At 72.3% G+C, this 26,862-nt stretch carries 26 protein-coding genes and 1 pseudogene; 19 read left to right on the forward strand and 8 right to left on the reverse strand.

Translation table 11 applies throughout. The features are described from left to right. Window position 1: 1 nt before the first annotated feature. A pseudogene (locus tag ACO0M4_RS35675) lies at window positions 2-112 on the forward strand (helix-turn-helix domain-containing protein); the annotation flags it as partial. Window positions 113-163: 51 nt separating this feature from the next. On the opposite strand, the gene ACO0M4_RS35680 reads toward ACO0M4_RS35675, so the two are convergent. Continuing rightward, the gene (locus ACO0M4_RS35680; RefSeq protein WP_430375222.1) at window positions 164-1,156 is read right to left on the reverse strand and encodes an alpha/beta hydrolase family protein; all 993 of its coding nucleotides are present in this window, start codon (window positions 1,154-1,156) and stop codon (window positions 164-166) included. After that, entirely contained in the window at window positions 1,153-2,073 is a 921-nt protein-coding gene (locus tag ACO0M4_RS35685) for a zinc-binding dehydrogenase (protein ID WP_430375223.1), read from the reverse strand. Before ACO0M4_RS35685 ends, ACO0M4_RS35680 begins: the two co-directional genes overlap by 4 nt. Window positions 2,074-2,162: 89 nt before the next feature. On the opposite strand from ACO0M4_RS35685, the gene ACO0M4_RS35690 reads away from it, so the two are divergent. Beyond that, entirely contained in the window at window positions 2,163-3,107 is a 945-nt protein-coding gene (locus ACO0M4_RS35690) for a LysR family transcriptional regulator (protein WP_430375225.1), read from the forward strand. A 177-nt stretch (window positions 3,108-3,284) separates the two neighbouring features. Here the strand turns inward: ACO0M4_RS35690 and ACO0M4_RS35695 are convergent, their stop codons facing one another. Continuing rightward, window positions 3,285-4,247, reverse strand: coding sequence for an alpha/beta hydrolase (locus tag ACO0M4_RS35695; protein WP_430375226.1), 963 nt, complete (start codon window positions 4,245-4,247; stop codon window positions 3,285-3,287). A gap of 130 nt (window positions 4,248-4,377) precedes the next feature. Between ACO0M4_RS35695 and ACO0M4_RS35700 the strand changes: the two genes are divergently transcribed. The 10 genes from ACO0M4_RS35700 to dhaM all read left to right on the forward strand — a co-directional run bounded on the left by ACO0M4_RS35700 (window position 4,378) and on the right by dhaM (window position 13,754). Next, on the forward strand, window positions 4,378-5,031 hold the full coding sequence (locus tag ACO0M4_RS35700) for a TetR/AcrR family transcriptional regulator (protein WP_430375227.1): 654 nt from the start codon (window positions 4,378-4,380) through the stop codon (window positions 5,029-5,031). An 11-nt stretch (window positions 5,032-5,042) separates the two neighbouring features. Further along, the gene (locus tag ACO0M4_RS35705) at window positions 5,043-5,483 is read left to right on the forward strand and encodes a DUF3224 domain-containing protein (RefSeq protein ID WP_430375228.1); all 441 of its coding nucleotides are present in this window, start codon (window positions 5,043-5,045) and stop codon (window positions 5,481-5,483) included. A gap of 365 nt (window positions 5,484-5,848) precedes the next feature. After that, window positions 5,849-7,282, forward strand: coding sequence for a molybdopterin-dependent oxidoreductase (locus ACO0M4_RS35710; protein WP_430375229.1), 1,434 nt, complete (start codon window positions 5,849-5,851; stop codon window positions 7,280-7,282). Between the two features lie 2 nt (window positions 7,283-7,284). Continuing rightward, window positions 7,285-7,788, forward strand: a complete 504-nt coding sequence (locus tag ACO0M4_RS35715) for a hypothetical protein (protein ID WP_430375230.1) — start codon at window positions 7,285-7,287, stop codon at window positions 7,786-7,788. Further along, window positions 7,785-8,462, forward strand: coding sequence for a class I SAM-dependent methyltransferase (locus tag ACO0M4_RS35720; RefSeq protein WP_430375231.1), 678 nt, complete (start codon window positions 7,785-7,787; stop codon window positions 8,460-8,462). Before ACO0M4_RS35715 ends, ACO0M4_RS35720 begins: the two co-directional genes overlap by 4 nt. Before the next feature lie 285 nt (window positions 8,463-8,747). Continuing rightward, window positions 8,748-10,595 (forward strand): glycoside hydrolase family 15 protein, encoded by a 1,848-nt coding sequence (locus tag ACO0M4_RS35725; RefSeq protein ID WP_430375232.1) that lies wholly within the window; start codon window positions 8,748-8,750, stop codon window positions 10,593-10,595. An 87-nt stretch (window positions 10,596-10,682) separates the two neighbouring features. Next, on the forward strand, window positions 10,683-11,276 hold the full coding sequence (locus ACO0M4_RS35730; protein ID WP_430375233.1) for a YbhB/YbcL family Raf kinase inhibitor-like protein: 594 nt from the start codon (window positions 10,683-10,685) through the stop codon (window positions 11,274-11,276). 413 nt (window positions 11,277-11,689) lie between these two features. After that, complete coding sequence (gene dhaK / locus ACO0M4_RS35735) at window positions 11,690-12,682, forward strand: dihydroxyacetone kinase subunit DhaK (protein WP_430375234.1); 993 nt, start codon at window positions 11,690-11,692, stop codon at window positions 12,680-12,682. Between the two features lie 53 nt (window positions 12,683-12,735). After that, window positions 12,736-13,344, forward strand: coding sequence for a dihydroxyacetone kinase subunit DhaL (gene dhaL / locus ACO0M4_RS35740; protein WP_430375235.1), 609 nt, complete (start codon window positions 12,736-12,738; stop codon window positions 13,342-13,344). After that, window positions 13,341-13,754 carry a dihydroxyacetone kinase phosphoryl donor subunit DhaM gene (gene dhaM, locus ACO0M4_RS35745; RefSeq protein ID WP_390017626.1) on the forward strand — a complete coding sequence of 138 codons (414 nt, stop codon included), beginning with the start codon at window positions 13,341-13,343 and terminating at the stop codon, window positions 13,752-13,754. The genes dhaL and dhaM overlap by 4 nt, the downstream gene beginning before the upstream one ends. 24 nt (window positions 13,755-13,778) lie before the next feature. Here the strand turns inward: dhaM and ACO0M4_RS35750 are convergent, their stop codons facing one another. Continuing rightward, a complete protein-coding gene (locus ACO0M4_RS35750; protein WP_430375236.1) occupies window positions 13,779-14,597 on the reverse strand; it encodes an SAM-dependent methyltransferase in 819 nt (272 codons plus the stop codon). 366 nt (window positions 14,598-14,963) lie between these two features. Here ACO0M4_RS35750 and ACO0M4_RS35755 point away from each other — a divergent pair, with 366 nt between their 5' ends. Continuing rightward, window positions 14,964-15,563, forward strand: a complete 600-nt coding sequence (locus ACO0M4_RS35755; protein ID WP_430375237.1) for an RNA polymerase sigma factor — start codon at window positions 14,964-14,966, stop codon at window positions 15,561-15,563. Window positions 15,564-15,609: 46 nt separating this feature from the next. Further along, a complete protein-coding gene (locus ACO0M4_RS35760) occupies window positions 15,610-16,395 on the forward strand; it encodes a hypothetical protein (RefSeq protein ID WP_430375238.1) in 786 nt (261 codons plus the stop codon). A gap of 17 nt (window positions 16,396-16,412) precedes the next feature. Here the strand turns inward: ACO0M4_RS35760 and amaB are convergent, their stop codons facing one another. Genes amaB through ACO0M4_RS35775 form a run of 3 tightly spaced genes read right to left on the reverse strand, consistent with a single transcriptional unit; the run spans window position 16,413 to window position 20,697 of the window. Next, complete coding sequence (gene amaB, locus ACO0M4_RS35765) at window positions 16,413-17,987, reverse strand: L-piperidine-6-carboxylate dehydrogenase (RefSeq protein ID WP_430375239.1); 1,575 nt, start codon at window positions 17,985-17,987, stop codon at window positions 16,413-16,415. Between the two features lie 31 nt (window positions 17,988-18,018). Next, window positions 18,019-19,452 carry a 2-oxoadipate dioxygenase/decarboxylase gene (gene hglS, locus ACO0M4_RS35770; RefSeq protein ID WP_430375240.1) on the reverse strand — a complete coding sequence of 478 codons (1,434 nt, stop codon included), beginning with the start codon at window positions 19,450-19,452 and terminating at the stop codon, window positions 18,019-18,021. 27 nt (window positions 19,453-19,479) lie between these two features. After that, window positions 19,480-20,697 (reverse strand): NAD(P)/FAD-dependent oxidoreductase, encoded by a 1,218-nt coding sequence (locus ACO0M4_RS35775; protein WP_430375241.1) that lies wholly within the window; start codon window positions 20,695-20,697, stop codon window positions 19,480-19,482. A gap of 258 nt (window positions 20,698-20,955) precedes the next feature. Here ACO0M4_RS35775 and ACO0M4_RS35780 point away from each other — a divergent pair, with 258 nt between their 5' ends. After that, a complete protein-coding gene (locus tag ACO0M4_RS35780) occupies window positions 20,956-21,915 on the forward strand; it encodes a LysR family transcriptional regulator (RefSeq protein ID WP_430375242.1) in 960 nt (319 codons plus the stop codon). A gap of 184 nt (window positions 21,916-22,099) precedes the next feature. Here the strand turns inward: ACO0M4_RS35780 and ACO0M4_RS35785 are convergent, their stop codons facing one another. Beyond that, window positions 22,100-22,510 carry an STAS domain-containing protein gene (locus tag ACO0M4_RS35785; protein WP_430375243.1) on the reverse strand — a complete coding sequence of 137 codons (411 nt, stop codon included), beginning with the start codon at window positions 22,508-22,510 and terminating at the stop codon, window positions 22,100-22,102. A gap of 337 nt (window positions 22,511-22,847) precedes the next feature. Here ACO0M4_RS35785 and ACO0M4_RS35790 point away from each other — a divergent pair, with 337 nt between their 5' ends. From ACO0M4_RS35790 to ACO0M4_RS35805, 4 genes are all read left to right on the forward strand, one after another. Continuing rightward, complete coding sequence (locus ACO0M4_RS35790) at window positions 22,848-23,609, forward strand: DeoR/GlpR family DNA-binding transcription regulator (RefSeq protein ID WP_430375244.1); 762 nt, start codon at window positions 22,848-22,850, stop codon at window positions 23,607-23,609. A 97-nt stretch (window positions 23,610-23,706) separates the two neighbouring features. Next, window positions 23,707-25,092: an ABC transporter substrate-binding protein gene (locus ACO0M4_RS35795; RefSeq protein WP_430375245.1), complete on the forward strand. Its 1,386-nt coding sequence runs from the start codon at window positions 23,707-23,709 to the stop codon at window positions 25,090-25,092. Then, complete coding sequence (locus ACO0M4_RS35800; RefSeq protein WP_430375246.1) at window positions 25,073-25,984, forward strand: carbohydrate ABC transporter permease; 912 nt, start codon at window positions 25,073-25,075, stop codon at window positions 25,982-25,984. The genes ACO0M4_RS35795 and ACO0M4_RS35800 overlap by 20 nt, the downstream gene beginning before the upstream one ends. Then, on the forward strand, window positions 25,981-26,832 hold the full coding sequence (locus ACO0M4_RS35805) for a carbohydrate ABC transporter permease (protein WP_430375247.1): 852 nt from the start codon (window positions 25,981-25,983) through the stop codon (window positions 26,830-26,832). The genes ACO0M4_RS35800 and ACO0M4_RS35805 overlap by 4 nt, the downstream gene beginning before the upstream one ends. Window positions 26,833-26,862: the final 30 nt, after the last annotated feature.

Raw genomic sequence — 26,862 nt, forward strand, 5'->3', positions numbered from 1 at the left:
CCTGTCGGGCGGTGAGTTCGCCGCCGCCGGCAGCACGCCCCCCGACATCGCCGTGCTGAAGAACGGTCGCGCGAAGGCCGTGCGGTGCACGACGCTCGACGCGATCCGCCGCAAAACCGGCAAGCACCTCAATGCTCCGGCCGCCGCGGGACAGGTGAACCGGTCATTCCGGCGCTTCCGTCACCGTGCGCGTGAGGTGGTCGCTGAGGTGGGGCAGCCAGTCGGGTCGTGCGTTGCCGAGGAGGTGGTCGCCGTGCGGGACGGACAGGTAGGTGCCGTGCGGTGCCAGGCGGGCCAGGGGCTCGCCGTTCGTCACGCCGGGAATGACGTCCAGGTCACCGTCCACGACCAGGAGGGGGGCCGCGATGCGGGGTGCCAGGGTGGCAAGGTCCACGTGGTGGGCGAACTCGCGGGCGGCGTCGGCTCCTCCGGCGCGTTGGGCCATGATGTCCCTCACCGGCGGGGGCAGTTCCTCCCAGTCGAGGCGGAACGGGCCGCTGACGGTGGCGGCCGCCACCACGCGTGGCTCCATGGCCGCGGTCCGGGCCGCGAAGTAGCCGCCCAGGCTGAGGCCGACGAGTCCGATGCGTGCGACGCCGAGGGTGTCGATGACCCGGCCCACGACCTGCTCGTAGTCCGGCCTGAGGGTCGTCGTGGCCGCGAGCACGCCCTGCCCGGGGCCGTCCATGGCGAACACCGCCAGTCCCCTGGCCAGCAGTGCGGACACCAGATCGAGGAACTCCTCCTTGGCCGAGTCCAGGCCGGGGACGACGACCACGGTGCCGGGCGCGTCGGAGGGGCCGCGCAGCCAACCGGTGAACCCCTCGCCGCTCACGCGCCGTGCACCGGGCTCCAGTGCAGTGAGCGCCCTGCTCAAGGCACGGTCCGCCTCGACGGCGGCCAGGCGTGCCGCTGGGTACGGCGCGAGCGTAGCGAGGTGGAACCACCGGGCCGCCGTCAGCAGGTACTCACCGGCCGAGAGGGGCGATCCGGCGTTCTCCGCGCGCTCCAGGTAGGCGTGTCCGGTGCGCAGGAAGGACGGTCCCCAGTCGGCGACGGAGGTGAGGCCGGCGGTGACGCGCCGGTATTCGTGGGGGTCGACGCCCGCGCCGATGGCGCGTGTCCACTGGGCGTCGGCGAAGTCGGGGACGCTCATCGTGCTCCTCCCGTCAGCAGGACGGCCTTGCCGCGGATCCGGCGCTCTCGCAGGTCGACCAGTGTGTCGGCGGTCTGGGTCCAGTCGGCGATGCGGCCGATCTCCGGATGCAGTCGCCTCCGTTCCACGAGGCTCACCAGGGCCTCCAGATCGGGGCCGTACGGGGCGCCGGCGTAGTGGAAGTGTTGGATCGTGACGCGCTCGGGCCCGCCCAGCAGGTGGAAGAAGTCGAGGGTTGCCGGGGTGCGGCTCGCCTGGCCGAACCAGACGAGGATGCCGCCCGGGCGCACCTTGGAGAGGGCGAGTTGCAGATCCGGCCCGCCGGTGGACTCCAACACGACGTCGAACGGCCCCTGGGCCGCCGGGAGTTCGTGCACCAACTTGGCGCCCAGCTCTGCGAGCCGCTCGCCGCGCACCGGTGTGGCCGTGACCGCGGTCAGCTCGGCTCCGGCCCCCACGGCCAGCTCGGTGACGTAGTGGCCGACCCCGCCCGAGGCGCCGGTCAGCAGCACCCGTCGGCCGGCCAGGGAACCGGCCGTACGCAGCAGCCGCAGTGCGGTGATCCCGGCCAGGGGCAGGGCCGCCGCCCGTGCGCTGTCGATGCCGTCCGGGAGCACCGCGAGAGAATGCGTGGGCACGGCGGCGTACTCGGCCCAGCCGCCCTGCGCCGGATGCCCGACCACCCGGGTGCCGATGCCGGGGCCCGAGCCGTCGGCCGCGGCCTGGACGACGAGCCCTGCGATGTCCTTGCCGGGCAGCAGCCCTGGGCGTGGGTGTTCGAGGAGGAACGTCTCGCCCCGGTTCGGCGCGAACGCCTCGACCTTGATGAGCGCCTCACTGGGCTCCGGGACGGGCTGAGGGGCCTCGGCGAAGGCGACCGGGCGCGCCGCTTCCCCCGTGGGAATCAGTCTTTGCATGCCCAGGATGCAACCTCCGCGGCCACCCGGCGGTCCAACAACGACCAAGCAAGATCGACAACTTTCGGTTGTCGCCTATGGTGGGAGCCATGGACTTCGACGTGGCGCAGGTACGTGCCTTCGTGCGCGTCGCCGAGGAACTGCACTTCGGGCGGGCGGCCGGGACACTCGCCATCTCCCAGCAGGCGCTGTCCAAGAGGATCGCGCGGCTGGAATCCCTGCTCGGCGTCAAGCTGTTCCGGCGCGGCACCGGGGTGAGCCTCACCGAGGCCGGACGGCGATTTCTCCCGCCGGCCCGGCAGACCCTTGCCGCCGCCGATGCCGCAATCGCCGCGGCGCTCGGGAGGGACCGCCCGCTACGCGTCGACGTCTGGGGACACCTCTACGCACCGATGCGGACGCTGGCCCAGGTCGCGGGACGGGCCGGGGATCTGGCGCTGGGGCACGGGCGCGATCTGCCGTCGGTGACGGCGGCACTGCTGCACGGCGACATCGACGCGGCCTTCGGTCGGGTCCACCCCCCGCTGCACGCCGATCTTGCACACCGCCTCGTCCGCCTCGAACCGGTGGACGCCGTACTGAGCGCGGACCATCCGCTCGCAGCCGAACCGGCGCTACGGCCCGACCAGTTGCGCGGCAGCGTGCTGTGGGCGCCCGGGGCCTGGGACCGGCTTGACTTCCTCCACCAGTTCGCCGACCGATTCGACATCCGGGACCGGGCCGCGAGCGTCAACCTGGGCCTCGCACACTTCCTCGCCGAGGTGGCGCGAGACCCACAACGCTTCTCGCTGCTACCCGCCGACGTGCCGTTGCCGGAGGTCCCCGGGCTGCGCTCCGTCCCGCTGGTCAACCCCACACCCCTGTACGCCTGGTCGCTGCTGTGGCGCACCGGCAACAGGCCCCCTGGCCTGGACGGCCTCACCGCCGCCTGCGCCGCGGAAGCAGGGCAAAGCCGATGGCTGGAGTACGACCCGGCACGCGACTGGCTGCCCGAACCGCCCACGAATCCCCAGCGTCGGTGCTCCACCGAATAGCGCCCAGGTGCCTCCGGCCTCGGTGTCCGGACGGGTCGCGGTCTTGTCGTGGTGACCGAGGGCCTCGGGTATGACGGGGGCCGGGGCTTGGAGGACGAGGTGACGGATCGATGAGGTCCGGGCCCCCTGGAGACCGTCGGGCCGTCGGGTCCAAGGGTGGGGTGCATTGTTCCTCCGTCACTTTGCCAGGGCCGCGCGGAGGAACTGGAGAATCTCCGCCTGGGCGGCCTCGGCCTGTGGTTCCACGCCGGGCAAGGTGAGGAACGCGTGCTTCGCGCCCGGGTATTCGGAAAGCCGCACCGGCGTCCCCGCCTCGCGTAGCCGCTCGGCGTAGCGGCGGCCGTGGTCGGCGACCGCGTCCTGGGTGGGCACCACCACGAGCGCGGGGGCGAGCCCGCTCAGGTCGTCCGCGTACAGCGGCGAGACCGCGCCGGCGTCGGTTCCCGGTGGGACGGCGAGCCGCTGGCAGAGCCGCAGTTGCGGCAGAGCCCGGGTCGGGCTGTATGCGTGCTCGGCGATCGAGGCGTGGTCGTACATCGTCCCGGTCACGTCGACTACGGGGTTGACCAGCACCTGCGCCTTGAGCTCCAGGCCGGCCTCCCGGGCCCGGATGGCCGTCAGGGCGCTGATCAGCGCGCCGCAGCTCTCGCCGAAGACGGCCGTGCGCGCCGGGTCGATGCCCCACTGCGCGGCGTGCCGCACCACGTGGTCGAGCACGTCCCAGCCGTCGTCGGCGGCCTGCGCGAGCGGGCTGTCCGGGGCGAGGAGGCGGTGCTCGACCGAGACGACGAGGGCGGGCAGTCGGGCGGCGAGGTGGCTGTTGGTCCAGTCGCACTGCGCCGCTGTGCCCACGAAGCCGCCTCCGTGGACATGGACCACGAGCGGCAGGTCGGTTCGGGCGGAGGCTTCGTCGCCTCCGTTCGGCGCCGGCCGGTACACCCGGACCGGGAGGTCGCGGCCGGGCAGCGCGATCTCCTGCCATTCGGTCGCGGCGCCGGGGTCCGGCTCTCCCAGGATCGTCCGCGCTGCGCTGGAGGCCCGGAAGCGGTTTTCCGCGTCGCGGTAGGCGAGCAGTTCCTCGTCCGTGATCGCCTCAAAGTCCGGTTCCAGCGGCCGCGTTGTGGCAGTGGCCTCGCTCATGTCCCCTTCTCCCTCCCGGCCGGATGCCGGGTATGCCGTTGCGGTCGGACAGTGCATTGCCCTGATTATGCACGCGGTGCGTGCATCAGCAAGTGCATAGGTTAGGCTGAGTCCGGACGAGAGGGGCGAGATGACTGGCCGAAGGCGATGGTCGACCGAGGAGATCCTGGACACGGCGGCGGAACTGCTGCGCACGAGCGACGCCGAGTCGTTCAGCGTGCGCAAACTCGCCGCGGCGCTCGGGACCGACTCCTCCAGCCTCTACCGGCACTTCCGCAACAAGACCGAACTGCTGCGCGCGGTCGCCGACCGGATCCTCCTGGCCGCCATGGACGGCTACCGCCCCGAGGGCGACTGGAAGCAGCGCATCACCGGCCTGGCCCTGCGCCTGCGCGAGTCCTTCGGCGAGCAACCCCAACTAGCCGCGGTCTGGGGACGCTACGCGTCCAGCGGCACCGGATCCCGGTTGGTCATGGAGGAGCTGCTGCAAGCCCTGCGCGCATCCGGCCTGCCCGACGAGGAAGTCCCGACGCGATACCACCGCATCGTGATCCTCCTCGCCGCACTGATCGCTTCCGAGGCCGGTGTCAGCACCATCTCCCCCAAGGAGTACGAACAGGGCATGGAGCTGTTCCGCGTCGCGGTGCTCGGCGCCGACCCCGAACGCTTCCCCGCCCTGTCCCACTTCGCCCGCGACGTCCGCCCCCTCGGAGCAGACCGCCGCGCCGCGTTCGAAGAGATCCTCGCCGCCCATCTCGCCCACATCGAGGCCCGGATCCCCTGACGTGCCGGGTCATGAGCGCGAAGCGGTCCGTCGTCGCCGGGCGGGTCGCGCAACTGCCGCAGGCCCGGTGCCGGCGGCCGGGTGAAGGCGTACCTGCCAAGCATGAGGTGGCCGAACTGGCACGGAACCAGGCGGGCGAACAGCTCGTCGGTGACGGGGAAGCCTCGGCGGCGAGCTGTTTGACGGCGTGGGTCACGACCACCGGGGACCCACGTACCGACATGACTGTCAGTGGTGCGAAATGCGATCCGGGGATGCGAGCTTCAGGAACATTCAAAGTCACCGACTTCACCCCAACTCCGGTGCCGAGCCCGGCGATCGAGACCGCGGTGCCCGTCGGTGTTCCGGGCAGCGGGACGGGCGAGCTGGTCGGGATCACCGGGGTCGGAGGCATTGCCGTCGACCCGGACGGCACACACCGGATCTGGTTCGACTATGACCTCGGTCAATAGCCCAGCAGCTCGGGCCCTGACCAGAGGCCGATCGATGCGACGGTGACGGCCGCGACGACATCGAGTTCCGCATGCGCTGCCTGTCGTGGCCCTCGTGGCAATGGATGGCCCATGGGTGTGGCTCGCTGCCGCGGGCACCGGGCCATATGTCGCAGCCGCACTGCGGAGGCCACCGTGCGCCCCGTCGAACCGTGCGGAGCGCCAGTTCGACCGTTCGGCTGGCGACGGCCACCCGCATGCACGACAGACACGGAAAGCCGGCCCGATCTGTGCCAGCTTGTAGCCGACGACCTGACAGGCACTGACACCGCGGTGGGGTTCGGTCCACCCCTTGGAGAGTCGGCCCGGGACAGAGGAGGCAGCCGATGGACAGTGGCGAACGGCCGCCGGCCCCAGGCTCCGGCGGGCCGCAACGCCCGAAGTCGGACGAGGGCCAAGCGCAAGGGCGCCTTGAGCGCGTTCGTGCTGCCGCGGCGGCGCGGGTAACCAAAGGGGCCGCTCGTACTCGGGCCCTCGTGCGGCGGGTCGAGCAGACTCCTCCGCCCCCAGGGCCGTTCCGTCCCGGCTTCTGGCGCAGTCCCCTCCGCGGGCCCTGGCTGACGTCCGTGTTCGGCCTGGTGCTGCTGATCGGCATCCCGCTGATCTTCGTCACCGGGATGCTCTCCTACGCCTCCTACAACCCGGGACTCGACCGCATCAACGACCAGACCCCGGACAAGGGCCTGCTGGGCTTCTACCTCTTCGCCTGGCCCACCCATCCTTACTGGCTGTACCGGCTGACCCAGGGCGTGCACGTGACGCTCGGCGTGGTCCTGGTGCCTGTGCTGCTGGCCAAGTTGTGGTCAGTGATCCCGAAGCTGTTCGAGTGGCTGCCGGTCCGCTCCATCGCCCACGGACTGGAGCGGTTGTCCCTGCTCATGCTGGTCGGCGGGGTGATCTTCGAATTCGTCACCGGCATCCTCAACATCCAGCTTTTCTACATCTTTCCCGGCTCCTTCTACACCCTGCACTTCTACGGCGCCTGGGTGTTCATCGCCGCGTTCGTCGTCCACGTGTGCCTCAGACTCGGCCGGATGATCCACGCCCTGCGCTCCCGCAGTCTGGCCGCGGAACTGCGCACCGACCTCGCCCACACACGGCCTGAGCCCCCCGACCCCGACGGCCTGGTCCCGATCGCTCCCGCGCCGCCGACGATGACCCGGCGCGGCGCGCTCGCCCTGGTGGGGGGCGGATCGCTGCTCCTCCTGGTGGCCACAGCGGGACAAAGCATCGGCGGCTGGCTGCGCGGCACCGCCCTCCTCGCTCCGCACAACCGCACTCCGGGCAGCGGCCCGAACGGCTTCCAGATCAACAAGACGGCCGCTTCCGTCGGTATCACCCCCGCGCACATCGGCCCCGGCTGGCGGCTGGAGATCCACGGCCCCGGTCCGACGCTCGTCTTCACCCGCGCACAGCTCCTCGCGATGCCCCAGCATGCCGCCGCACTGCCGATCGCCTGCGTGGAGGGATGGTCCACATCCGACCAGCACTGGAGCGGCCTTCGGCTGGCCGACCTCGCCGCCCTGGCGGGCCTCCCCAACGCCGGAAGCGTCCTGGTGGAGTCCGTCCAACCACCCGGCCCCTACAGCTCGGTGGTACTGAGGGGCAACCAGATCCACGACCCGCGAGCGCTGCTCGCCCTGCGTGTCAACGGCGCGCCCCTCTCCCTCGACCACGGCTACCCGGCCCGCGTCATCGTCCCGGCCAACCCCGGCGTGAACAACACCAAGTGGGTCCACCGGCTCACCTTCAGGACCTGACCATGGCGCGCTTCGTCCGCTGGTACGGCTCCAGCCCCCTCCACCTCCTCGCCCTGATCGCCTCGTTCGCCATCACCGGCTACGCCCTGGTGCGCCTGTTCGCCGTCCGCCCCCTAGAGGTCGCGATCTGGTTCGTCGGCGCCGCGATCCTGCACGACCTGATCCTGCTGCCCCTGTACTCGCTCGCCGACCTGTCGGCACACGCTGTCCTGCGGCATCGCGCCACCCGCATGCCACACCCACCGTGGATCAACTACCTGCGCGTGCCCGCCTTTCTCTCCGGTCTGCTCCTGCTCGTCTGGTTCCCCCTCATCTTCGCCTTGTCGGCCCCCTACCCGGGTGCCACCCGGTTGTCCATGGACGTCTACCTCGGCCGGTGGCTGGCCATCACCGCCGTGCTGTTCGCCGCGTCCGCCGTGGCCTTCGCCCTCAGGCTCCGCCGCGTCCGGCGGGCCGCCCGCGCCGACGAGGAACGACCTGCACCAGGTCACGACGCTGCGTCATGACGACCGACGAGGACGGCTCGCCCCGCGCCGGGGAAGACTTCTATGCACTCGCCCTGCGGAACGGCCACGGACCGGTGTACCTGCGACTGGCGGACGGGCGCCGGATCCGGATGCCGGTGCACTGCTGGTACGCGCAGCCCGCCCTGGCCGACGAATCCGTACTGGCACGCTGTGTGGGCCCCGTTCTCGACGTCGGTAGCGGGCCGGGCCGGCTGTGCAGTGCGCTCCTGGGCCGCGGAGTCTTCGCGCTCGGCGTCGATGTGGCTCCCCGCGCGGTGGCCCACACCATCGCGCTCGGCGGGATCGCACTGTGCCGATCGGTGTTCGACCGGCTACCGGCCGAGGGAGGCTGGCAGACCGTCCTGCTCATCGACGGCAACATCGGCATCGGCGGCGACCCGCGCGCCCTGCTGGGCCGCTGTGTCCAGCTGACCGCCCCGACGGGGCTGCTCCTCGTCGAGGTCGACCCCGACGATGTCGAGGAGCGCTGCACCGCCCGGTTCGAAGACATCCACGGCCACGAGGGCCCGCCGTTTCCCTGGGCACGTCTGGGCGCACCAGCGCTCCACAGGATCGCCGAGGGCCTTGCCCTCAGCGTCACCGACCAGTGGAAACACGGCCACCGACGCTTCCTCGCCCTCAGCCGTCAGGACTCGGCCTCGGAGCCTCGCTGATGACGCGGGGCCGCCCCGCCACGTGGCAGCGGGGAGACACCACGTACGCCGACCGGACGCGGAGCGCGGGGCACGACACCAGGCCGCGCCACCCGGTCGGGCAGCTGCCGGCAACCGGCACGTGCGATCCGCCGATCGCGCTGATTGGCTGGAGGTGAATCCGCTGTTCAGGGAGGCTGGGATCCATGACACCGGTCAGGCACCTGGAGAGACCTGCGGCGCCGGCGACGGCTCACGTCGTCCCGGCCGGGCCGCGTCCGGCCCGAGGTGGACGGGCTGCAACGCATGAGTACGCGGCCGATCGGTGACCACGCCCTGCTGTCCGACTGCCGCTCGGCCGCGCTGGTGACCTCCGACGGCTCGGTGGACTGGCTGTGCCTGCCCCGGTTCGACAGCCCGGCGATCTTCGCCCGGCTCCTCGACGAGGACGCCGGCCACTGGTCCATCCGCCCTCTCACCGGTCCGGTCGACATCAGCCGCCGTTACATCGAGCACACCCTCGTTCTGGAGACGGTCTTCCGCACGGCCGGGGGCACGGCGGTCCTGCGGGATGCCCTCGCCCTGGGACGGCGCGAACGTGGGCACGCGCTCGGCACCGCTTCCCCCGGAACGCTGCTGCGGCAGATCACCTGCACCGAAGGGCGGGTGGACATCGAGATCGCCTACGCGCCGCGCCCGGAGTTCGGACTCGTCCACCCGCTCCTGTCAGCCGTGCGCGGCGGGCTCGCGGCGTACGGGGGCGCCCATGTCGTCCTGCTGTCGAGCCCCGTCGACCTGCGAGTCAGCGGCTCCACCGCGCACGGCCGCATCCCGCTCTCGGCGGGGCAGCGCCTCGGGTTCGCCCTGCACGCCGTGCCGGCGTGGGAAGGGGAGTCGGTGGGCTGGCGGGCAGGTCGGATCCGGCACCGCATGTCCGACACCGTCAAAGGCTGGCGCTCCTGGTCGAAGCTCCACCGCGGCTACGTCGGCCCCTGGCAGGACGAGGTGGCACACAGCGGACGCGTGCTGCGGGCCCTGACCTTCGCTCCCACCGGGGCCATCGTTGCCGCGGCCACCACCTCCCTGCCCGAGAAAACGGGCGGGACGCGCAACTGGGACTACCGCTACACCTGGGTCCGCGACGCGAGCTTCACCCTGCAAGCGCTCGCCACGGCCGCCTGCGAGAAGGAGAAGAACCTGTTCTTCGGCTTCCTCGCCCGGGCCGCCGCAACCCAACTCGACCGCGGCGCCGACCTGCAGATCATGTACGGCATCGGCGGGGAACGTGATCTGAGCGAGCGGCTCCTGCCCCACCTGACCGGCTGGCGCAACAGCGGCCCCGTTCGGATCGGCAACGACGCCTGGCGCCAACGCCAACTCGACGTCTACGGCGAACTCCTCGACGCCGCCCACGAGTGCTTCCCACCCGGGGAGCGCCTGGACCCGACCACCCGCGCCTTCCTGGTCCAGGCGGCCGACGCAGCCGCCCGTCGCTGGACCGAGCCCGACCAGGGCATCTGGGAGGGGCGCGGACCGAGCAAACACTTCCTGCACTCGAAACTGATGTGCTGGGTCGCCCTGGACCGCGCCATCACCATGGCCCCCGCCCTCCAGGCCCACGAACGCGTACCCCACTGGCGCCACGAGCGAGACACCGTCCGCCAAGCCATCGAAGAGCACGGCTGGAGCCCCCGTTCGGGCGCCTTCACCCAGGCGTTCGGCAGTGACGAACTGGACGCCTCGGCGCTGATGCTGCCCATCGTCGGCTTCCTGCCTCCGCAGGACCCTCGCGTCCAGTCCACCGTGCTCGCCGTCGCCACCCAGCTCACCGACCGCAACGGCCTGGTCCGCCGCTACCTCGGCGACGAGATCGAGGAAGCGGAAGGGACCTTCCTGCTCTGCACCTTCTGGTTCGCCCACGCTCTCGCCCTGACCGGTCATGTCGTCCGTGCACGGCAGGTGTTCCGGTCCGCTCTCGCACACGCCAACGACGTCGGCCTGCTCGCCGAGGAGACGGACCCCGCCACGGGAGAAGCCCTCGGCAACTACCCCCAAGCCTTCAGCCACATCGGACTCATCAACGCCGCCCGTGCCATCCGCGACGCCGGGCAACAGCCCCCCTGGCAAGGAATCGAAGACCGGTCCCCGCCATGAATCGGGGACTGCCGCACGTACGCCGCCGGGGGGGCGGACCAGCGTGGATGACGCATCTTGCGCACCCGCCTCCCTACAGTGGGCGGCATGCGAGGACACCCGACCCTGGCAACCGTCGCGGCCACGGCGGCACTGCTGGCGTGCGCTTCCTGCTCCGGCACATCAGAGCCCGCCCCCGGCGCACATTCGTCCTCCACGGCCACCACGCGCACCACCACTGCGCCCGCCGGCCCCCTCACCCTCACCCGGGGACCGGGATTCGACCGCACCGGAGCGTTCACCCCGCTCATGACCTGCGATGATCCAAGGGATTACTCGCCGGCCCTGAACTTCACCAATGTGCCGACCGGAACCCGGGAACTCGCCCTGACCATGGTCGACCTCGATATCCACAAGATTCACTGGCTCCAGCTCGGAATCCGTCCAAGTGCCCCCGGAATCGGTGCCCACCACCTTCTCCCAGGTGCCCGTGAGGCACTCAACGACTTCGGGGAGGCCAGCTACGACGGACCGTGCCCACCCCACGGCAGCACCCACAGGTACCAGTTGACGCTGTACGCGCTCCACGAACCGATGCCCGCCTCCTTCGACGGCAGCACGCCGCCCGCCAGGACCCTGCAGGAGATCAAGCGGCGAGCCTTTGCCTCGGCGGTGCTCGTGGTCCCCTACACACGCCACTGACGCGAGATCCAGCGATCAGGCAACCCGACGTACCCGGGCGTCGCGAAGCCGGCCCGGCCGTAGTGCTGGCGCTGGAGGAGCTTGATTCTCGTGAGGTTGCCTTCGACAGCGCCGGAGTTCAGCGGGAGGGGCGGGCGTCGGACGGCGGGCGCCCTTTGCGATGGAGAAACCTCGCGGACAGCGGTGCAGCCGGCCCCTCGCGGCCCGATACTTGATCCACCGGAGCGGTCACATGGGAAGGTCACCCGATTGGCTGAGTAACCGTCAGGAAAGTCGGCATGGAGTCAGCGTCAGTCCGCCGGAAGCCGCCGTTCGGCACCCTGAGGCGCCAAGATCGAGAACCAGCGAAATCACATCTGACCTGCGAAGACCCAGGTCGCGGCCGTGCTTGTTTGGATCCCTGGAAGGTACCCATGAGGATGTTGATCAACGTCGCGGAGACCGTGGTGGCGGATGCCCTGCGGGGGATGGCCACGGCGCACCCGGAGCTGGTGGTGGACGTGGCGAACCGGGTGGTCGTGCGGCGGGACGCGCCGGTGGCCGGGAAGGTGGCGCTGGTCTCCGGCGGCGGGAGCGGGCACGAGCCGTTGCACGGGGGGTTCGTGGGGCCGGGGATGCTGGATGCGGCCTGTCCGGGCGAGGTGTTCACCTCGCCGGTGCCGGATCAGATGGTGCGGGCCGCGGCGGCGGTGGACTCCGGGCGCGGGGTGCTGTTCGTGGTGAAGAACTACACCGGTGACGTGCTGAATTTCCAGATGGCGGAGGAGCTGGCGGAGGACGAGGGGGTGCAGGTCGCCAGCGTGCTGGTCGATGACGATGTCGCGGTGCGCGACTCGACCTTCACCGCGGGGCGGCGCGGGACCGGGGCGACGCTGTTCGTGGAGAAGATCGCGGGGGCCGCGGCGGAGGAGGGGATGCCGCTGGAGCGGGTGGAGGCGGTGGCCCGCCGGGTGGTGGCCTCGTCACGGAGTTTCGGGGTGGCGCTGAGTCCGTGCTCGACGCCCGCCAAGGGCGGCCCGACGTTCGAACTTCCGCCCGGTGAGCTGGAGTTGGGAGTCGGAATTCACGGCGAGCCGGGGCGGGAACGGCGGGCGATGATGACCTCGCACGAGATCGCGGACGTCGCGGTGGATGCGGTCCTGGCGGATCTGCAGCCGCAGTTGCCGGTGCTGGTGCTGGTGAACGGGATGGGGGCGACTCCGCTGCTGGAGTTGTACGGCTTCAGCGCGGAGGTACGCCGGGTGCTCGACGAGCGCGGGGTGGCGGTGGCCCGTACGTTGGTGGGGAACTATGTGACGTCGCTGGACATGGCCGGGGCCTCGGTGACGTTGTGTCAGGTCGACGGGGAACTGCTGCGACTGTGGGACGCGCCGGTGGTGACGGCCGGACTGCGGTGGGGGCGGTAGGCGGTAGAGCGGTGGACGGTAGGTGGGTGTCGCTCGTGCAGAGGGGTGATGGTGTGGTGGACACAACGCTTGACGGTGGGTTCTTCGTGCGGTGGATGGTCGCGGCGGCCGGTCTGATCGACCGGGAGGCCGAGCGGCTCACCGAGCTGGACTCGGCCATCGGCGATGCCGATCACGGGGCCAATATGCAGCGCGGGTTCGCGACCGTGGTGAAGACCGCGGAGGCCGAACCGCCCGGTGCGCCGGGGGCGGTGCTGGTCGCCGCGGGGCGAGCGCTGATCTCGACGGTGGGCGGTGCGTCGGGGCCGCTGTACGGGACGCTGCTGCGGCGGGCCGGGAAGAGCCTCGGCGAGGCGCCCGAGGTGACGGTGGCGGAGCTCCAGGCGGGGCTGCGGGCCGGCGTGGCGTCGGTGCGCGAGCTCGGAGGTGCCGCGCCCGGGGACAAGACCATGATCGATGCGCTGGAGCCGGGCGTGGCGGCATTGGAGACCTCGCTGGACGCGGCGGCCGCGGCGGCCGAGGAGGGGGCGCGGGCGACCGTGCCGATGCTCGCGAAGAAGGGCCGGGCGAGCTATCTGGGGGAACGCAGCATCGGGCACCAGGACCCGGGCGCGACGTCCTCGGCGCTGCTGTTCGCCGCCCTCGCGGAGGTGGCGCGATGAGCGGCGCGGACGCCCTGGTGGGCGTGGTGCTGGTGTCGCACAGCAAGGCGGTCGCGGAGGCGGTCGCGGAGCTGACGGTGGGGCTGGCCGGCCAGGGCGCGAAGGTGCCGGTGGCCGCGGCCGGCGGGACGCCGGACGGCGGGCTGGGGACGAGTTCCGAGCTGATCGCGGCGGCGGCACGGAAGGTGGACCACGGCGCGGGGGTGGCAGTACTGGTGGACCTCGGCAGCGCGGTGCTGACGGTGAAGGCGATGATCGCGGAGGGCGACGAACTCCCGGCGGACGCCCGGCTGGTGGACGCGCCGTTCGTCGAGGGCGCGGTGGCCGCCGTGGTCAGCGCGTCGGCCGGGGCGGATCTGGCCGCGGTGGTGGCGTCGGCCGAAGAGGCGCACGGGTACCGCAAGGAGTGAGGGCCCGGTCCCCGGGGTGTGGGGTCAGGGCTTGCGGGCGACCGCGGCGTAGCAGGCGGCCTCGGCGTCGGTGACGTGGGTGGCGTCCTCGGGACGGTCGGGGCGCCACTGGTGGGAGAGGGTGACGCCGGGGTCGAGCAGGTCCCAGCCGTCGAAGAAGCGGAGGAACTCGGCGCGGGTGCGGAACTGCAGCTCGGTGCCCGCGTCGCGGTAGATCCCGATGATCCGGTCCATCATGTCGGGGCTGTAGTCCGAGGTGGCGTGGGTCATGGCCAGCGTGCTGCCGCTGGGGAGGGCGGCCTTGAGGGTTTCCACGACGGTGTGCGCGCGGTCGTGGCCGGCGTCGGTGACGAAATGCATCAGGGCGTTGAGGCTCAGCGCGACCGGCCGGGTCAGGTCGAGGGTGGCGCGGAGTTGCGGGGCGGTCAGGATGCTGCCGGGGTCGGTGACGTCGGCCGGTACGTAGGCGGTGCGGCCTTCGGGGGTGCCGCGCAGCAGGGCGGCGGCGTGGGCGAGGACGATGGGGTCGTTGTCGGTGTAGACGATGCGGGCGTCGGGGGCGGCGCGCTGGGCGATCTCGTGGAGGTTGGGCGGGGTAGGGATGCCGGTGCCGATGTCCAGGAACTGGCGGAGGCCGGCGGCGGCGAGGTGCCGGGTGGCCCGGTGCATGAACTCGCGGTTGATGCGGGCGGCCACCAGGGCGGCGGGGAAGACGCCCAGGACGCGGCCGGCGGCCATCCGGTCGGCCAGGAAGTTGGTCTTGCCGCCCAGGATGTAGTCGTAGATACGGGCCGAGTGTGCCCGGTCCAGTTGCAGGTCCACCACGGGCTCGTGGTCCTTCATCGCGTGCTGCCTCCCCGTCGCCGGATACCTTGCCGGCCGGTCGCTCCCCGGTGGGCGCGCCGTCGCGGAGAGCACTGCCCGGTGTGCGCGCGTTCATGCGCGCCGGGGCGGCTCCGTGCGCCGGGGTGCCGGTCGTCGTGCGCCGGGGTGCCGGTGGTCGTGTCGTGGACGTCGGTGCGCGGGTTCTGATCGTTCTCGGTCACGAGTAGTCATGTGCATACGGAGCGCAGGATTATTTGTCGTCCGGTGCCACAAATCAGCGAGGTTTCCTGTTGATTGGAGGGGGAGGGCAACCGCCCTCCCGGCGCGGCCCCCGGTCCTCGGTGGCGTCGCGGCGGTGCACGGCGATCGGAACGAGGACGGCGCGTGAGCACACACCGGGACCGACTTCTGCCGGCCAGGAGGCCGGACCGTGTTGCCCTGCCGGAGATAGCCGTCCCGCAGGAAGCGGGCGGCCAGTTGACGCTCACCTTCCAGGCGTTCTTGACGACCCACGCCCGGAAGTGGCTGGCCTACGCCTATCTGCACACCGGCAGCGAGGCCGCCGCCCGCGAGGTGACCCTGGCGGCGTACGAGCGGCTCGGTCGGGTGTGGCCGCACGCGCTGCGGCAGGCGTCGGTGGAGGCGTACGCCTGGGCGGTGCTCAAGGAACGGGTCATGGAGTGGCTCTATGACCGTCGGCAGCCGACCGCGCTCACCGAGACCGCCGCCTTCGCCGTCGTCGCCCATGCCCTGCTGCGTGAGTGTCAGCAGCAGTTCGCCATGTTGGAGAGCCAGTTGGGGCTCTATGCGGCGATCTCGCGGCTGCCGGAGCGGCAGTGCGACGTGATCGTGCTCCGGCATGTCATCGGGTACCGCGACGGGGAGATCGCCGCGCTGCTCGGGGTGGACGAGGTCACCGTGCGTTCGTACGCGAGCCGGGGCAAGCGGAAGCTGGCCGCCGCGCTCGGCATCGATCAGGGATAGCCGGCCGGGTGGCCGGACAGCTCAGCGGGATCAGCGGGAGTCGAACATGGGGGATCGGAAGATGACGAGGGCGTATCCGGCTCCGGGCGAGCGGCGGGAGACCGTCGAGACGCTGCTCAGCGCCGCCGCGGCGGTGGCCGGGATCGACGGGCTGGCGGACTTCGGCGCGCTGGACGACGCGGGGGCCCTCGACGGGCTGGGCTGTCTGGCGCCGGCCGCTGCGGCGGGACGGACGGCGGAGCTGCCGCCCGCGGTGGTGCCGCCGCCGGTCCGGCCCGGGCGGGCCGCCCCCAGCGGGTATCCCACCGCGCGGGACGAGGCCACCGGGGAACTCCAGTTGGCGTGCGCGCTGGTGGTCAATGCGGCGGCGGCCGCGGCGAGCCTGGAGCGGCTGGTGAACGATCACCACATCGACCCGGAGGGGGCGCTGGTCTTCGGGTGCCTGCTGCACATCACCGGGCGGTCCGCTGCGGCGCACTTCTGGTGGCACTTCGGCGCCGGGGCCGGCAGCCGGACCGCGGCGTACTGCCTGTACCTGGCGCACCGTCGGGACGGCGAGTTCCGCGATGCCGCCTACTGGCGCGAGCAGGCCGCGCACCCGCCCGACGAGGTGCCCCGGGCGGTGGCGGCGTTCGACGAGAAGCAGTTGCTGCCGGACGAGGCCCGGCACAACCTGCTCGTCCAGTGGCACAGCGGGCTGGCGCCGACGCTGCCGACCGCGTTGGAGAACGTGATCAACCGACTGGTGGTGGAGGGGGACGACGAGGACTTCGGGGTCATCCCCCGGCCGTCACCGACACTGGTGGCGGACTTGGGGCGGGCCCTGAACTGACGTCAACACAACTGATTTCAGAGGAAGTTGACACCTTGGGCGAGTGGGAGGTCGGCGGAGTAGTTGACGGTGTTGGTGGCCCGGCGCATGTAGGAGCGCCAGGCGTCGGAGCCGGACTCCCGGCCGCCACCGGTGTCCTTCTCACCGCCGAACGCGCCGCCGATCTCCGCCCCTGAGGTGCCGATGTTCACGTTGGCGATGCCGCAGTCGGAGCCGTCGGCGGCCAGGAACCGTTCGGCTTCCCGCTGGTCGCGGGTGAAGATGCTGGAGGACAGGCCCTGCGGGACGCCGTTCTGCAGGGCGATGGCCTGGTCGAGGGTGCGGTAGGTCAGGACGTAGAGGATCGGGGCGAAGGTCTCGGTGCGGACGATGTCGGTCTGGTCGGGCATCCGGACGAGGGCGGGCCGGACGTAGGCGGCGTCCGGGGCCTCGGTGGCGAAGCGGCGGTCGCCGCCGGTGAGCACGGTGCCGCCGTCCCGCCGCGCGGCGGCCAGCGCCTCGGTCATGGTGGTGTGTGCGGCGGTGCTGATCAGGGGGCCGACGAGGGTGGCCGGGTGGTAGGGGTTGCCGAGCGGGAGTTGCTCGTAGGCGTGGGCGATGCGCTCGACGAGGCGGTCGGCGAGGTCCTCGTGGACGATCAGCCGGCGCAGTGTGGTGCAGCGCTGGCCGGCGGTGCCGGCGGCGGCGAAGACCGTGCCGCGGACGGTGAGGTCGAGGTCGGCGGAGGGGGTGGCGACGGCGGCGTTGTTGCCGCCGAGTTCCAGTAGGCAGCGGCCGAACCGGGCGGCGACCCGCGGCGCCACCCGGCGCCCCATCCGCACCGAGCCGGTCGCGCTGACGAGGGCCACCCGGGGGTCGTCGGCGAGCCGTTCGCCGTGTTCCGGTCCGCCGAGCAGCAGGTGGTGGATGCCGGGTGGGGCGCCGGTGTCGGCGGCGGCGCGGGCGAGCAGGGCGGTGCAGGCGAGCGCGGTGAGCGGGGTGAGTTCGGACGGTTTCCAAACCACCGGGTCGCCGCAGACCAGGGCGAGGGCGGTGTTCCAGGACCAGACGGCGACGGGGAAGTTGAAGGCGGAGATCACGCCGGCGACGCCGAGCGGGTGCCAGCTCTCGGAGAGCCGGTGGCCGGGGCGTTCGCCGGCGATGGTCCGGCCGTAGAGCTGTCGGGAGAGGCCGACCGCGAAGTCGCAGATGTCGATCATCTCCCGGACCTCGCCGAGCGCCTCGGAGTGGATCTTGCCGGCTTCGAGGGTGACAAGTTCGGCCAGGTCCTCCTGGTGGGTGGCGAGGAGTTCGCCGAGCCGTTTGACCAGGGCGCCGCGGACCGGGGCGGGGACGGTGCGCCAGGTGAGGAAGGTGCGGTGGGCGTCGGCGAGGGCGGCCTCGGCCTGGTCGGGGGTGGTGGCGGGCAGGTGGGCGAGGACGGCGCCGGCGAGGGGGGTGCGGGCAGCGACCGTGGCGCCGGTCCCGGGGGCCCGCTCCGGGTACGCGTCGAGGCCGACGGCACCGCAGCGACGCAGCGCGGTGGTGGCGCGGGCCCGCAGGGCGTCGGTGTCGGGGAGGCCGAGGGTGGCCGGGTGCGCGCTGACGGTCATCGATAACTCCTGTGTGAGCAAAGGGTGGTGACTACTTATCAGATGTGGTGGTGGGCGTCGGGGTGTCCAGGGCGTGGAGGGCTGCGTCGGCACGCAGGGTGGTCAGGGCCGCGCGCAAGGAGCGGTCCTGTTGTGCGGCGTAGCCGGTGAACGGGTCGAGCACCGGGCGGCCGAGGGCTTCGGAGAGACGGTGGGCGTCGAAGGGGGTGCCGTCGCGGTGGGGGTCGCGGGTGCCGTCGCCGGTGAGGTTGGAGTGGAAGATGCCGGCGGCGGAGCGGGGCAGGAAGTCCTCGTAGACGAGGGGGTGGGCGGTGAGCCAGCCGCCGGCGAGCAGGGCGGCGAGGTCGGCGGGCGGGCGGTGGCCGTCGCGGGGGCGGGCGGCCACCGGACGGTAGGTGAAGAACGCCAGCCGTTCGGCGGCGAGTTGGGCCTCGGTGCGGGGGAAGTCGCGCTCCCACAGGGTGCGGGCGGTGGCTTGTCGGTCGGCGTCGGGGCGGCCGGCGGTGCGGCGGTCGGTCTCGGCCGTGAGGGTGTCGTAGCGGGCCCGGCCGGTGCGGGTCAGGGCGATGCCGCGGGCCTCGACCTCGCCGAAGCGGACCCGCAGGGCGCCTCGGGTGAGCCGGCCGTCGGGGTCGCGGAAGGTGCGGGGTTCGGCGAGCGCGCGGAAGGAGGTCTGGCGCAGCAGGACGTCGGGGCCGGCCCAGCGCGGAGGTCCCTGGATGCGGTCGATCATGGTGATGCCGCGCTCCCCCATCCGCCGGTAGAGGGCGTCGATGTCCAGGACGCGTGGGGTGAGGTGGTTGACGTGGGTGGTGGTGACCCCGCCGATGTCGGCGGCGACCGCGGAGATCCGTTCCAGTTCGGCGTACCAGGCGCGGTCGACGGGTTCGGTGGAGAGGGTGAACGCACCGACGGCGAGGGTGAGGAAGCGTTCCGCGTCGGGCTCGTCCAGGCCGTGTTCGCGTTCCGCCCGCTCGGCGAGGTGGAGGAGGGCGGGCGGGAAGAGGCGGCGGCGGGCGAGGAAGGCGTCCAGCCGGGATTCCAGGTCGGAGTCGAAGAAGCGGCGGTCGCCGGTGGTCAGGAGGGAGGTGAAGACCCGGAAGGGGTTGCGGTCGAGTTCGACGGCGTCCAGGGGGCGGAAGGCGGTGGAGACGACGGGGACCGCGCCGATGTCGCCGTCCCGGAGGTCGTAGAAGCCGACCGGGTGCAGCCCGAGCGCGGCGAAGACCTGGGCGGCCTGGCGGAGTTCGGTAGGGGTGCCGACGCGGATGGCGCCGTGGCGTTCGGCAGTGACCCGGTCGATGCTGCCGAGCCGGCCGGCGTGCGGATCGCGGCCGGCGACCTCGTCGTTGATCTGCCCGGTGACCTCCAGGAGGGTGGTGTAGGCGGGGACTTCGGTGCCGTACATGGCGGAGAGCCGGCGGGCGAACGCGGCGCGCAGGCGCCAGGTGGGGATCAGGGCCATGAGGTCTCCTCTCCGGGGTCGGTGGGGTCAGATGATGTGGGCCTCGGGGCGGGTGGCGTGGTGGCCGTCGAAGCGGGTGGCGGCGAGCGGGCCGACGTCGAGGAAGGGTTCGCGGCGCAGGTACAGGTCGCGGACGATCTCGCCGACGGCGGGCGCCTGGAGGAAGCCGTGGCCGGAGAAGCCGGTGGCGTAGAGGAACCGGCCGGGGTGCGGGGCCTCGCCGATGAGGGCGTTGCGGTCGGGGGTCATCTCGTAGAGGCCGGCCCAGCCGCCGGTGATCGGTGCGCCGGCGAGTTCCGGAGCCCGGCGGGCCGCCGCGGCGCGGAACGGGGTCAGCCATTCACGGCTGAACTCCCGCTCGTAGCCGGGTTGTTGGGCCGGGTCGGAGAGGCCGAGGAGCAGGCCGTCGGCGCCGTCGTTGTGAAAGTAGAGGGTGGAGGCGTAGTCGAGGGTGAAGGGGATACGGGGCGGTCGGGGGCGCAGCGGCCCGGTGAAGGCGATCTGGCGGCGTAGCGGGGTGACCGGCAGGGTGACGCCGGCGAGTGCGCCGACCTCGGCGGACCAGGCGCCGGCGCAGCAGATCACGGTGGGGGTGTGGACGGTGCCGTGCGGGGTGCGGACCGTCTGGATGCGGCCGTCGGCGGTGTCGATGGCGGTGACCGGGCAGCGGGTGCGGACGGTGGCGCCGAGCCGGCGGGCGGCGCGGAGGTAGCCGGTGACGGCGGCACCGGGCGTGGCGTAGCCGTCGGTGGGCGAGAAGGCGGCGGCGATGAGGGTGCCGGGGTCGAGGTAGGGGCAGAGGTCCCGGGCGGCGCGCGGGGTGATGATGCGGCTGGGTACGCCGTGCGCGTTCTGGATCTCGACGCCCGCGGTGAAGGTGTCCCGTTCGGTTTCGCTGCCGAGGAGGAAGAGGTAGCCGACGGTGTCCAGTCCGACGTCGGCGCCGGGGCGGCGGGCGAAGTCCCGCCAGGCGTCCAGGCTGCGCAGGCCGAGCCGGATGTTGAGCGGATCGGAGAACTGTGCGCGGACCCCGCCCAGCGGTTTGCCGGACGAGCCGGAGGCGGGCAGGTCACGTTCGAGCAGCAGCACCCGGCCGGCGTCCGCCTCGGCCAGGTGGAAGGCGATGCTCGCGCCGATCACCCCGCCGCCGATGATCACGACGTCGGCGGCGGTGGGGAGCGGGGCGGGCTGTGGTTCTGGCTGCGGGTCGGGGGGTGAGGGAGCCGAAGCCGTGGGGTGGGCCATCCGGGCCGCCTTCCCGTCGTCGGGGCGTTGGGTCGTCGGGGCGTTGGGGCGTTGGGGCGTTGGGGCGTTGGGGCGTTGGGGCGTCGCGTGGTCGTCCGGCCGCCGGCGGGGCCGCGGGGCCGGTGCTCTTCGATGGTGCCGGGCGGCCGGTCGCCCGTCCATGCAGAGTCGCTGGAGGTGATCTATGAGGAGGTGTGGAGGTCCGGAGGGTTTGGCGGGACGCGGGTGGTGCCGGTGGCCGGTGGGTAGGTTCCCGCCGTGGAATTGCCGGGGGTGCAGCTCAGGACGCTGTTGGAGCTGACCCGGAGCCGCACCATGACCGCGGCGGCCGCGGCGCTGGGCTACACGCCGGGCGCGGTCTCCCAGCACATCGCGGCGCTGGAGCGGACCACCGGCACCGAACTGGTCCGGCGGGCCGGGCGCCGGGTGGAGCTGACGGACGACGGGCGGATCCTGGCGGTGCACGCCGAGCGGATCCTGGGGGCCCAGGCCGAGGCGGTGGCGGCCCTGGAGCGGGCCCGCGGGGAGGTGAGCGGGCGGCTGCGGCTGGGGGTGTTCGGGACCGCTGCGGCGGTGTTGTTGCCGCCGGCCCTGCGCCGGTTGGCGGCCCGGCATCCCGGGGTGCGGGTGGTGAGCCGCGAGGTGGACGTGGACCAGGCGTACGCGGAGGTGCTGGCCGGGCGGGTGGATCTGGCGCTGGGCCTGGACTATCCGGACGCGCCGCTGGACCGGGACGGGTCGGTGGAGCTGGTGCGGCTGCGCTCGGAGCGGTTCGCGTTGGCGGTACCGGCCGGGCGGGCGCCCGGCGGGGTGGCGCGGGCGCCGCTGTCGCTGGCGGAGGCCGCGGCGTACGAGTGGATCCTGCCGGCGGCCGGCTCGTACTACGGGCGGGCGATCCGGACCGCCTGTCGGCGGGCCGGCTGCGAGCCGCGGGTGGTCCACGAGGTGACGGACACCGCGACGTCGCTGGCGATGGTGGGGGCGGGGCTGGGGGTGGCGCCGCTGACCGGGCTGATGCTGCGGCTGCGGTCGGAGGGGATCGTGGCGGTGCCGTTGCGGGAGACCGTCGAGCGGCACGTCGTGGTCGCGGTCGGGAGGACCGCCCGGGACCGGCCCTCGGTGGCGGCGCTGATCTCGGCACTGCGGGCGGGGGCTGAAACGGAGGTGGCGGCGGAAGCGGAGGCGGGGGCGGAGTTGGGGCCGGCGGCGGGGCCGTGACCGGCGGTAGGGCCGTGAACGCTGGTGGGGCCGTGGCCGGTGGTAGGGCCGCGTCCGGTGGTGGCAGGGCGCCCGGTCCGGTGCCGGGTGAGCGGAACGTCACACTCAGGAGTCAGACCGGGCGCCCGGCGGGGCGTCGCCCGCAGGCGTGACCCCTCCCCCACATGGCCGAGTCCAGCCACGGTCAGCCCGCGGTGGCCTCGTCGGCGGGCGGCGGCCACGTCGGGCGGCTGCCGGCGGGGACCGCGGCCAGGGCGTGGCCGACCGTCGGGTAGCAGGAGAAGACCCCCAGCGACTGCGTCCCGACCAGGAGCTTGAGCATCCGGACGCCCAGGGACGCCAGCAGGAGCCGGCCCTCCAGGCGGCGGCAGAGCCATTCCAGGGCGAGCAGGCAGCTCAGGCCCCGGGAGTCGCAGAACCGCAGGGCGGTCAGATCGAGTACGAGGAAGCGGTGACCGGCCGAGACGATCGACCGCGCCTCGGCGAGGAACGCCTGCTCGGTGCGGAGGTCGAGCTCTCCGCTGACCCGCAGCACCGCGCACTCGTCCTCCTGGACGAGTGCGGTGACCGCCAACGACCGCATCTCCGAGCTCATGCCGTCCAGCCTAAGCGCCGTCGGACCTCGCACCACCGGGGTGCCACCGGCGTACACCGGTGAGCCTGGGCGGCCGCCGCGGGCGCGCGCACGGCGGGGAACGGACGCGACCCGGGGCCGGGGCGCCGGAGAACAGCGCCCGGAAACGGTCAGAAACGGGCAGGTTTGGTGCCGTTGCGGGCCATGGCGGGCACATGGTCTGTTGCTATAAACCTGGCTGCGGGCAGAAACGGGCACCGCCGTGACCGAACGGAAAGCGATCCGCGGGGAACGCGACCGAACGGAAGTCGGCTGAGCGAACGCGGCGGGCACATCCCGCCAGGGGCAGGAGAGAGCTATGAGGGCCGAGGAACGCCAGAGTCGCCTCTTGCTGCTCGCCCGGCAGTCCGGACGCGTCGAGGTCGCCGAGGCGGCCACCGAATTCGGAGTGGCCCGCGAGACCGTGCGGCGCGATCTGCGGGAGCTGGAGCGCCGGGGGCTGGTCCGGCGGACGCACGGGGCGGCGTACCCGGTCGAGAGCGCGGGGTACGAGACCACGCTGGCGCGGCGGGAGACCCAGCAGGTGCCGGAGAAGCGGCGGATCGCGGCGGCCGCGGCACAGTTGGTCGGCGAGGCGGAGACGGTCTTCGTCGACGAGGGGTACACGCCCGAACTGGTCGCGATGCTGCTGCCGACGGACCGGCCGCTGACCGTGCTGACCGCGTCGCTGCGGACCGCCTCGCTGGTCGCGGCGTCCGACGCGACGACCGTGCTGCTGGCCGGTGGGCGGGTGCGGGCCGGGACCCAGGCGACGGTGGGGCCGTGGTGCCGGGACATGCTCGCCGGTTTCGTGGTCGACCTGGCGTTCGTGGGTGCCAACGGGATCTCCCGGGAGCACGGGCTGACCACGCCCGATCCGGCGGTCGCCGATGTGAAGGCGCAGGCGGTGCGCTCGTCGCGGCGGCGGGTGCTGGTCGGGGTGCACAGCAAGTTCGGGGCCAGCAGTTTCTGCCGGTTCGCCGGGATCGGTGATCTCGACGTGATCGTCACCGACACCGGGCTGTCCGCGCCGGAGGCGCACCGCTACTCCCTCCTGGGGCCGCAGGTACTCCGGGTCTGACCGCCCTCCCCCGTCCGTCGCCGCAGGTCCGGCGGCGGCACATCTGACATGCCCATGCCCGCCTCCCGGGCCGAGTCACCTTGGAAAGGCAGGAACCGTGCGCGCACGATCCCCCGGAGCCGTCGGCGGCGCGGGCCACCGCGGGCGATGGCTGGCCGCCCTCGCGGCCGCCCTCTCACTGACCACCGCCGGCTGCTACCGCGGCGCCGGCGACACCGGCCACGACGGGCTGCACACCCTCAACGTGCTGATGGTGAACAACCCGCAGATGGTGGATCTCCAGCGGCTCACCGCCGAGCACTTCACCAAGGAGACCGGCATCAAGGTCAACTTCACCGTGCTGCCGGAGGACGATCTCCGCGACAAGATGAGCCAGGACTTCTCCAGCCAGGCCGGGCAGTACGACGTGGCCAGCCTCAGCAACTACGAGACGCCCCTCTACGCCCGCAACGGCTGGCTCACCCCTCTGGGCCAACTGGCCGGTAAGGACCGGGAGTTCGACCAGAAGGACCTGCTCGCACCGGTGCGTTCCTCGCTCACCGCGGCCGACGGCGAGGTCTACGCGGAGCCGTTCTACGGCGAGTCGTCGTTCCTGATGTACCGCAAGGACCTGCTGAAGGCGGCCGGACTGACCATGCCCGCCCGGCCCACCTGGACCCAAGTAGCCGCCATGGCAGCCAAGTTGGACGGTTCGAAACCGGGACTGAAGGGCATCTGTCTGCGCGGGCAGCCCGGTTGGGGGCAGCTGACGGCGCCACTGACGACGGCGGTCAACACCTTCGGCGGGACGTGGTTCGACAAGGACTGGCAGGCCCGGCTGGACGCCCCGGAGTTCGCCCGGGCGACCCGCTTCTACGTCGGGCTGGTCCGCGCGCACGGGGAGCCCGGCGCGCCACAGGCCGGGTACACCGAGTGCCTCAACGACATGCAGCAAGGCAAGGTCGCCATGTGGTACGACGCGACCGCGGGGGCCGGGTCGCTGGAGAGCGCGGACTCACCGGTCGCCGGCCGGATCGGGTACGCCCCGGCGCCGGTCGAGCGGACCGGCAGCGCGGGCTGGCTCTACACCTGGGCCTGGGGCATCCAGAAGGCCAGCACCCACCAGAAGGCGGCCTGGGAGTTCGTCCGCTGGGCGTCCGGAAAGTCGTACGAGCGCCTGGTGGGCCGCGAACTGGGCTGGTCGCGGGTGCCGGCCGGGAAGCGGGCCTCGACCTACCGCGATCCGGACTACCTCAAGGAGGCCGGGACGTTCGCGGCGGCGACCGAGCGGGCGATCACCTCGGCTCGGCCGGACGATCCGGGGGTGCAGCCGCGGCCGGCGCCCGGGATCCAGTTCGTGGACATACCGGAGTTCTCGGACCTTGGGACGAAGGTGTCGCAGGAGATCAGTTCGGCGATCGCCGGCAAGCAGAGCGTCGACGAGGCGCTGCGGGCGGGCCAGCGGCTGGCGCGGGAGGTGTCCCGTGCGTACACCGGTCGCTGAGCGGGCGAAGGAGTGGGCCCGGCGCGCCCCGCTGCTGCCCGCACTGGTCTTCCTGATCGTGGTCACCCAACTCCCGTTCGTGGCAACGGTGGTGATCTCCTTCATGCGCTGGAACGCACTGGCCCCCGACCACCGCGGGTTCGCCGCGTTCGACAACTACCGGGCGGTGGTCACCGATCCGGCGCTGCGGTCCTCGGTAGGGACCACGGTGCTGCTGACGGTGACGGTGGTGCTGGTCAGCCTGGGGCTGGGGTTGGGGCTGGCACTGCTGCTGGACCGCAACTTCCGCGGCCGGGGCGTCGTCCGCACCCTGCTGATCACCCCGTTCCTGGTGGTGCCGGTGGCCGCCGCGCTGCTGTGGAAGCACGCGCTGTACAACGCCTCGTACGGGCTGTTCAACGGCGTGCTGACCTGGCTCTGGCACCTGTTCGGCGCCGGCGACCCGCCGCAGCCGGACTGGATGACCAACTCCCCGCTGCTAGCAGTGGAGTTGTCGCTCATCTGGCAGTGGACGCCGTTCATGATGCTGATCCTGCTGGCGGGGTTGCAGAGCCGGCCGGCGGACGCGGTGGAGGCGGCCCGGATGGACGGGGCCTCGCCCTTCGACGTCTTCCGCTACCTCACCCTGCCGCATCTGCGGCGCTACCTCGAACTGGCGGCGCTGCTGGGGACGGTGTACATCGTGCAGAACTTCGACGCGGTGTTCACCCTCACCTCGGGCGGGCTGGGCACCGCCAACCTGCCGTACACCATCTATCAGACCTTCTACCAGGCTCATGACTACGGCCGGGCGTCCGCGCAGGGCGTCGTGGTGGTGCTCTGCTCACTGCTGGTGGCGAACTTCGCCCTGCGTACCGTGTCGTCCCTGCTGCGCGAGGAGATCACCCGATGACGCGAGGAGACCGCAGGAGCGGACGGCGGGTCCGCGGGGCGGCGCTGGGCCTGGTGGCCTGGCTGTGCGGGATCGCCTTCTTCCTTCCGGTGGCCTGGATGGTGCTGACCTCCTTCCACCGCGAGCCGGACGCCGCGACCAATCCGCCGAGCCTGTTCGCACCGCTCACCCTGCACGGGTACCGGCAGTTCTTCGGCCTCGGTGGCGCGGGGGTGAGTCCCTGGCCGCCGTTGCTCAACTCCCTCACCGCGTCGGTCGCTTCGACGCTGCTGGTGCTGGTGCTGGCGGTGCCGGCGGCGTACGCACTGTCCATCCGGCCGGTGCGCAAGTGGCGCGATGTGCTGTTCTTCTTCCTCTCCACGAAGATGCTGCCGCTGGTGGCCGGACTGCTGCCGGTCTACCTGGTCGCCCAGAACACCCGGATGCTGGACAGCATCTGGCTGCTGGTCATCCTCTACACCTCGATGAACCTGCCGATCGCGGTGTGGATGATGCGGTCGTTCCTGGCCGAGGTGCCGGTGGAGATCCTGGAGGCCGCCTCGATCGACGGGGCCGGGCTGCCCACCACGCTGGTGCGGATCGTGGCGCCGGTCGCCCTGCCGGGCATCGCCGCGACCGCGCTGATCTCGTTCCTCTTCAGCTGGAACGAGTTGCTGTTCGCGCGGGTGCTGACCGGCGTCGTGGCCGGGACCTCGCCGGTGTTCCTGACCGGGCTGGTCACCAGCCAGGGGCTGTTCCTGGCGAAGGTGTGCGCGGCGGCCACCGTGGTGTCGCTGCCGGTGCTGGTCGCCGGGTTCGCCGCCCAGGACAAGCTGGTGCAGGGTCTGTCGCTGGGCGCGGTGAAGTGACGGCGGCCCCGGCCTGAGCGGTCCGATCGG

The sequence above is a fragment of the Streptomyces sp. RGM 3693 genome (genome assembly GCF_050471125.1).
Classification (GTDB): domain Bacteria; phylum Actinomycetota; class Actinomycetes; order Streptomycetales; family Streptomycetaceae; genus Streptomyces.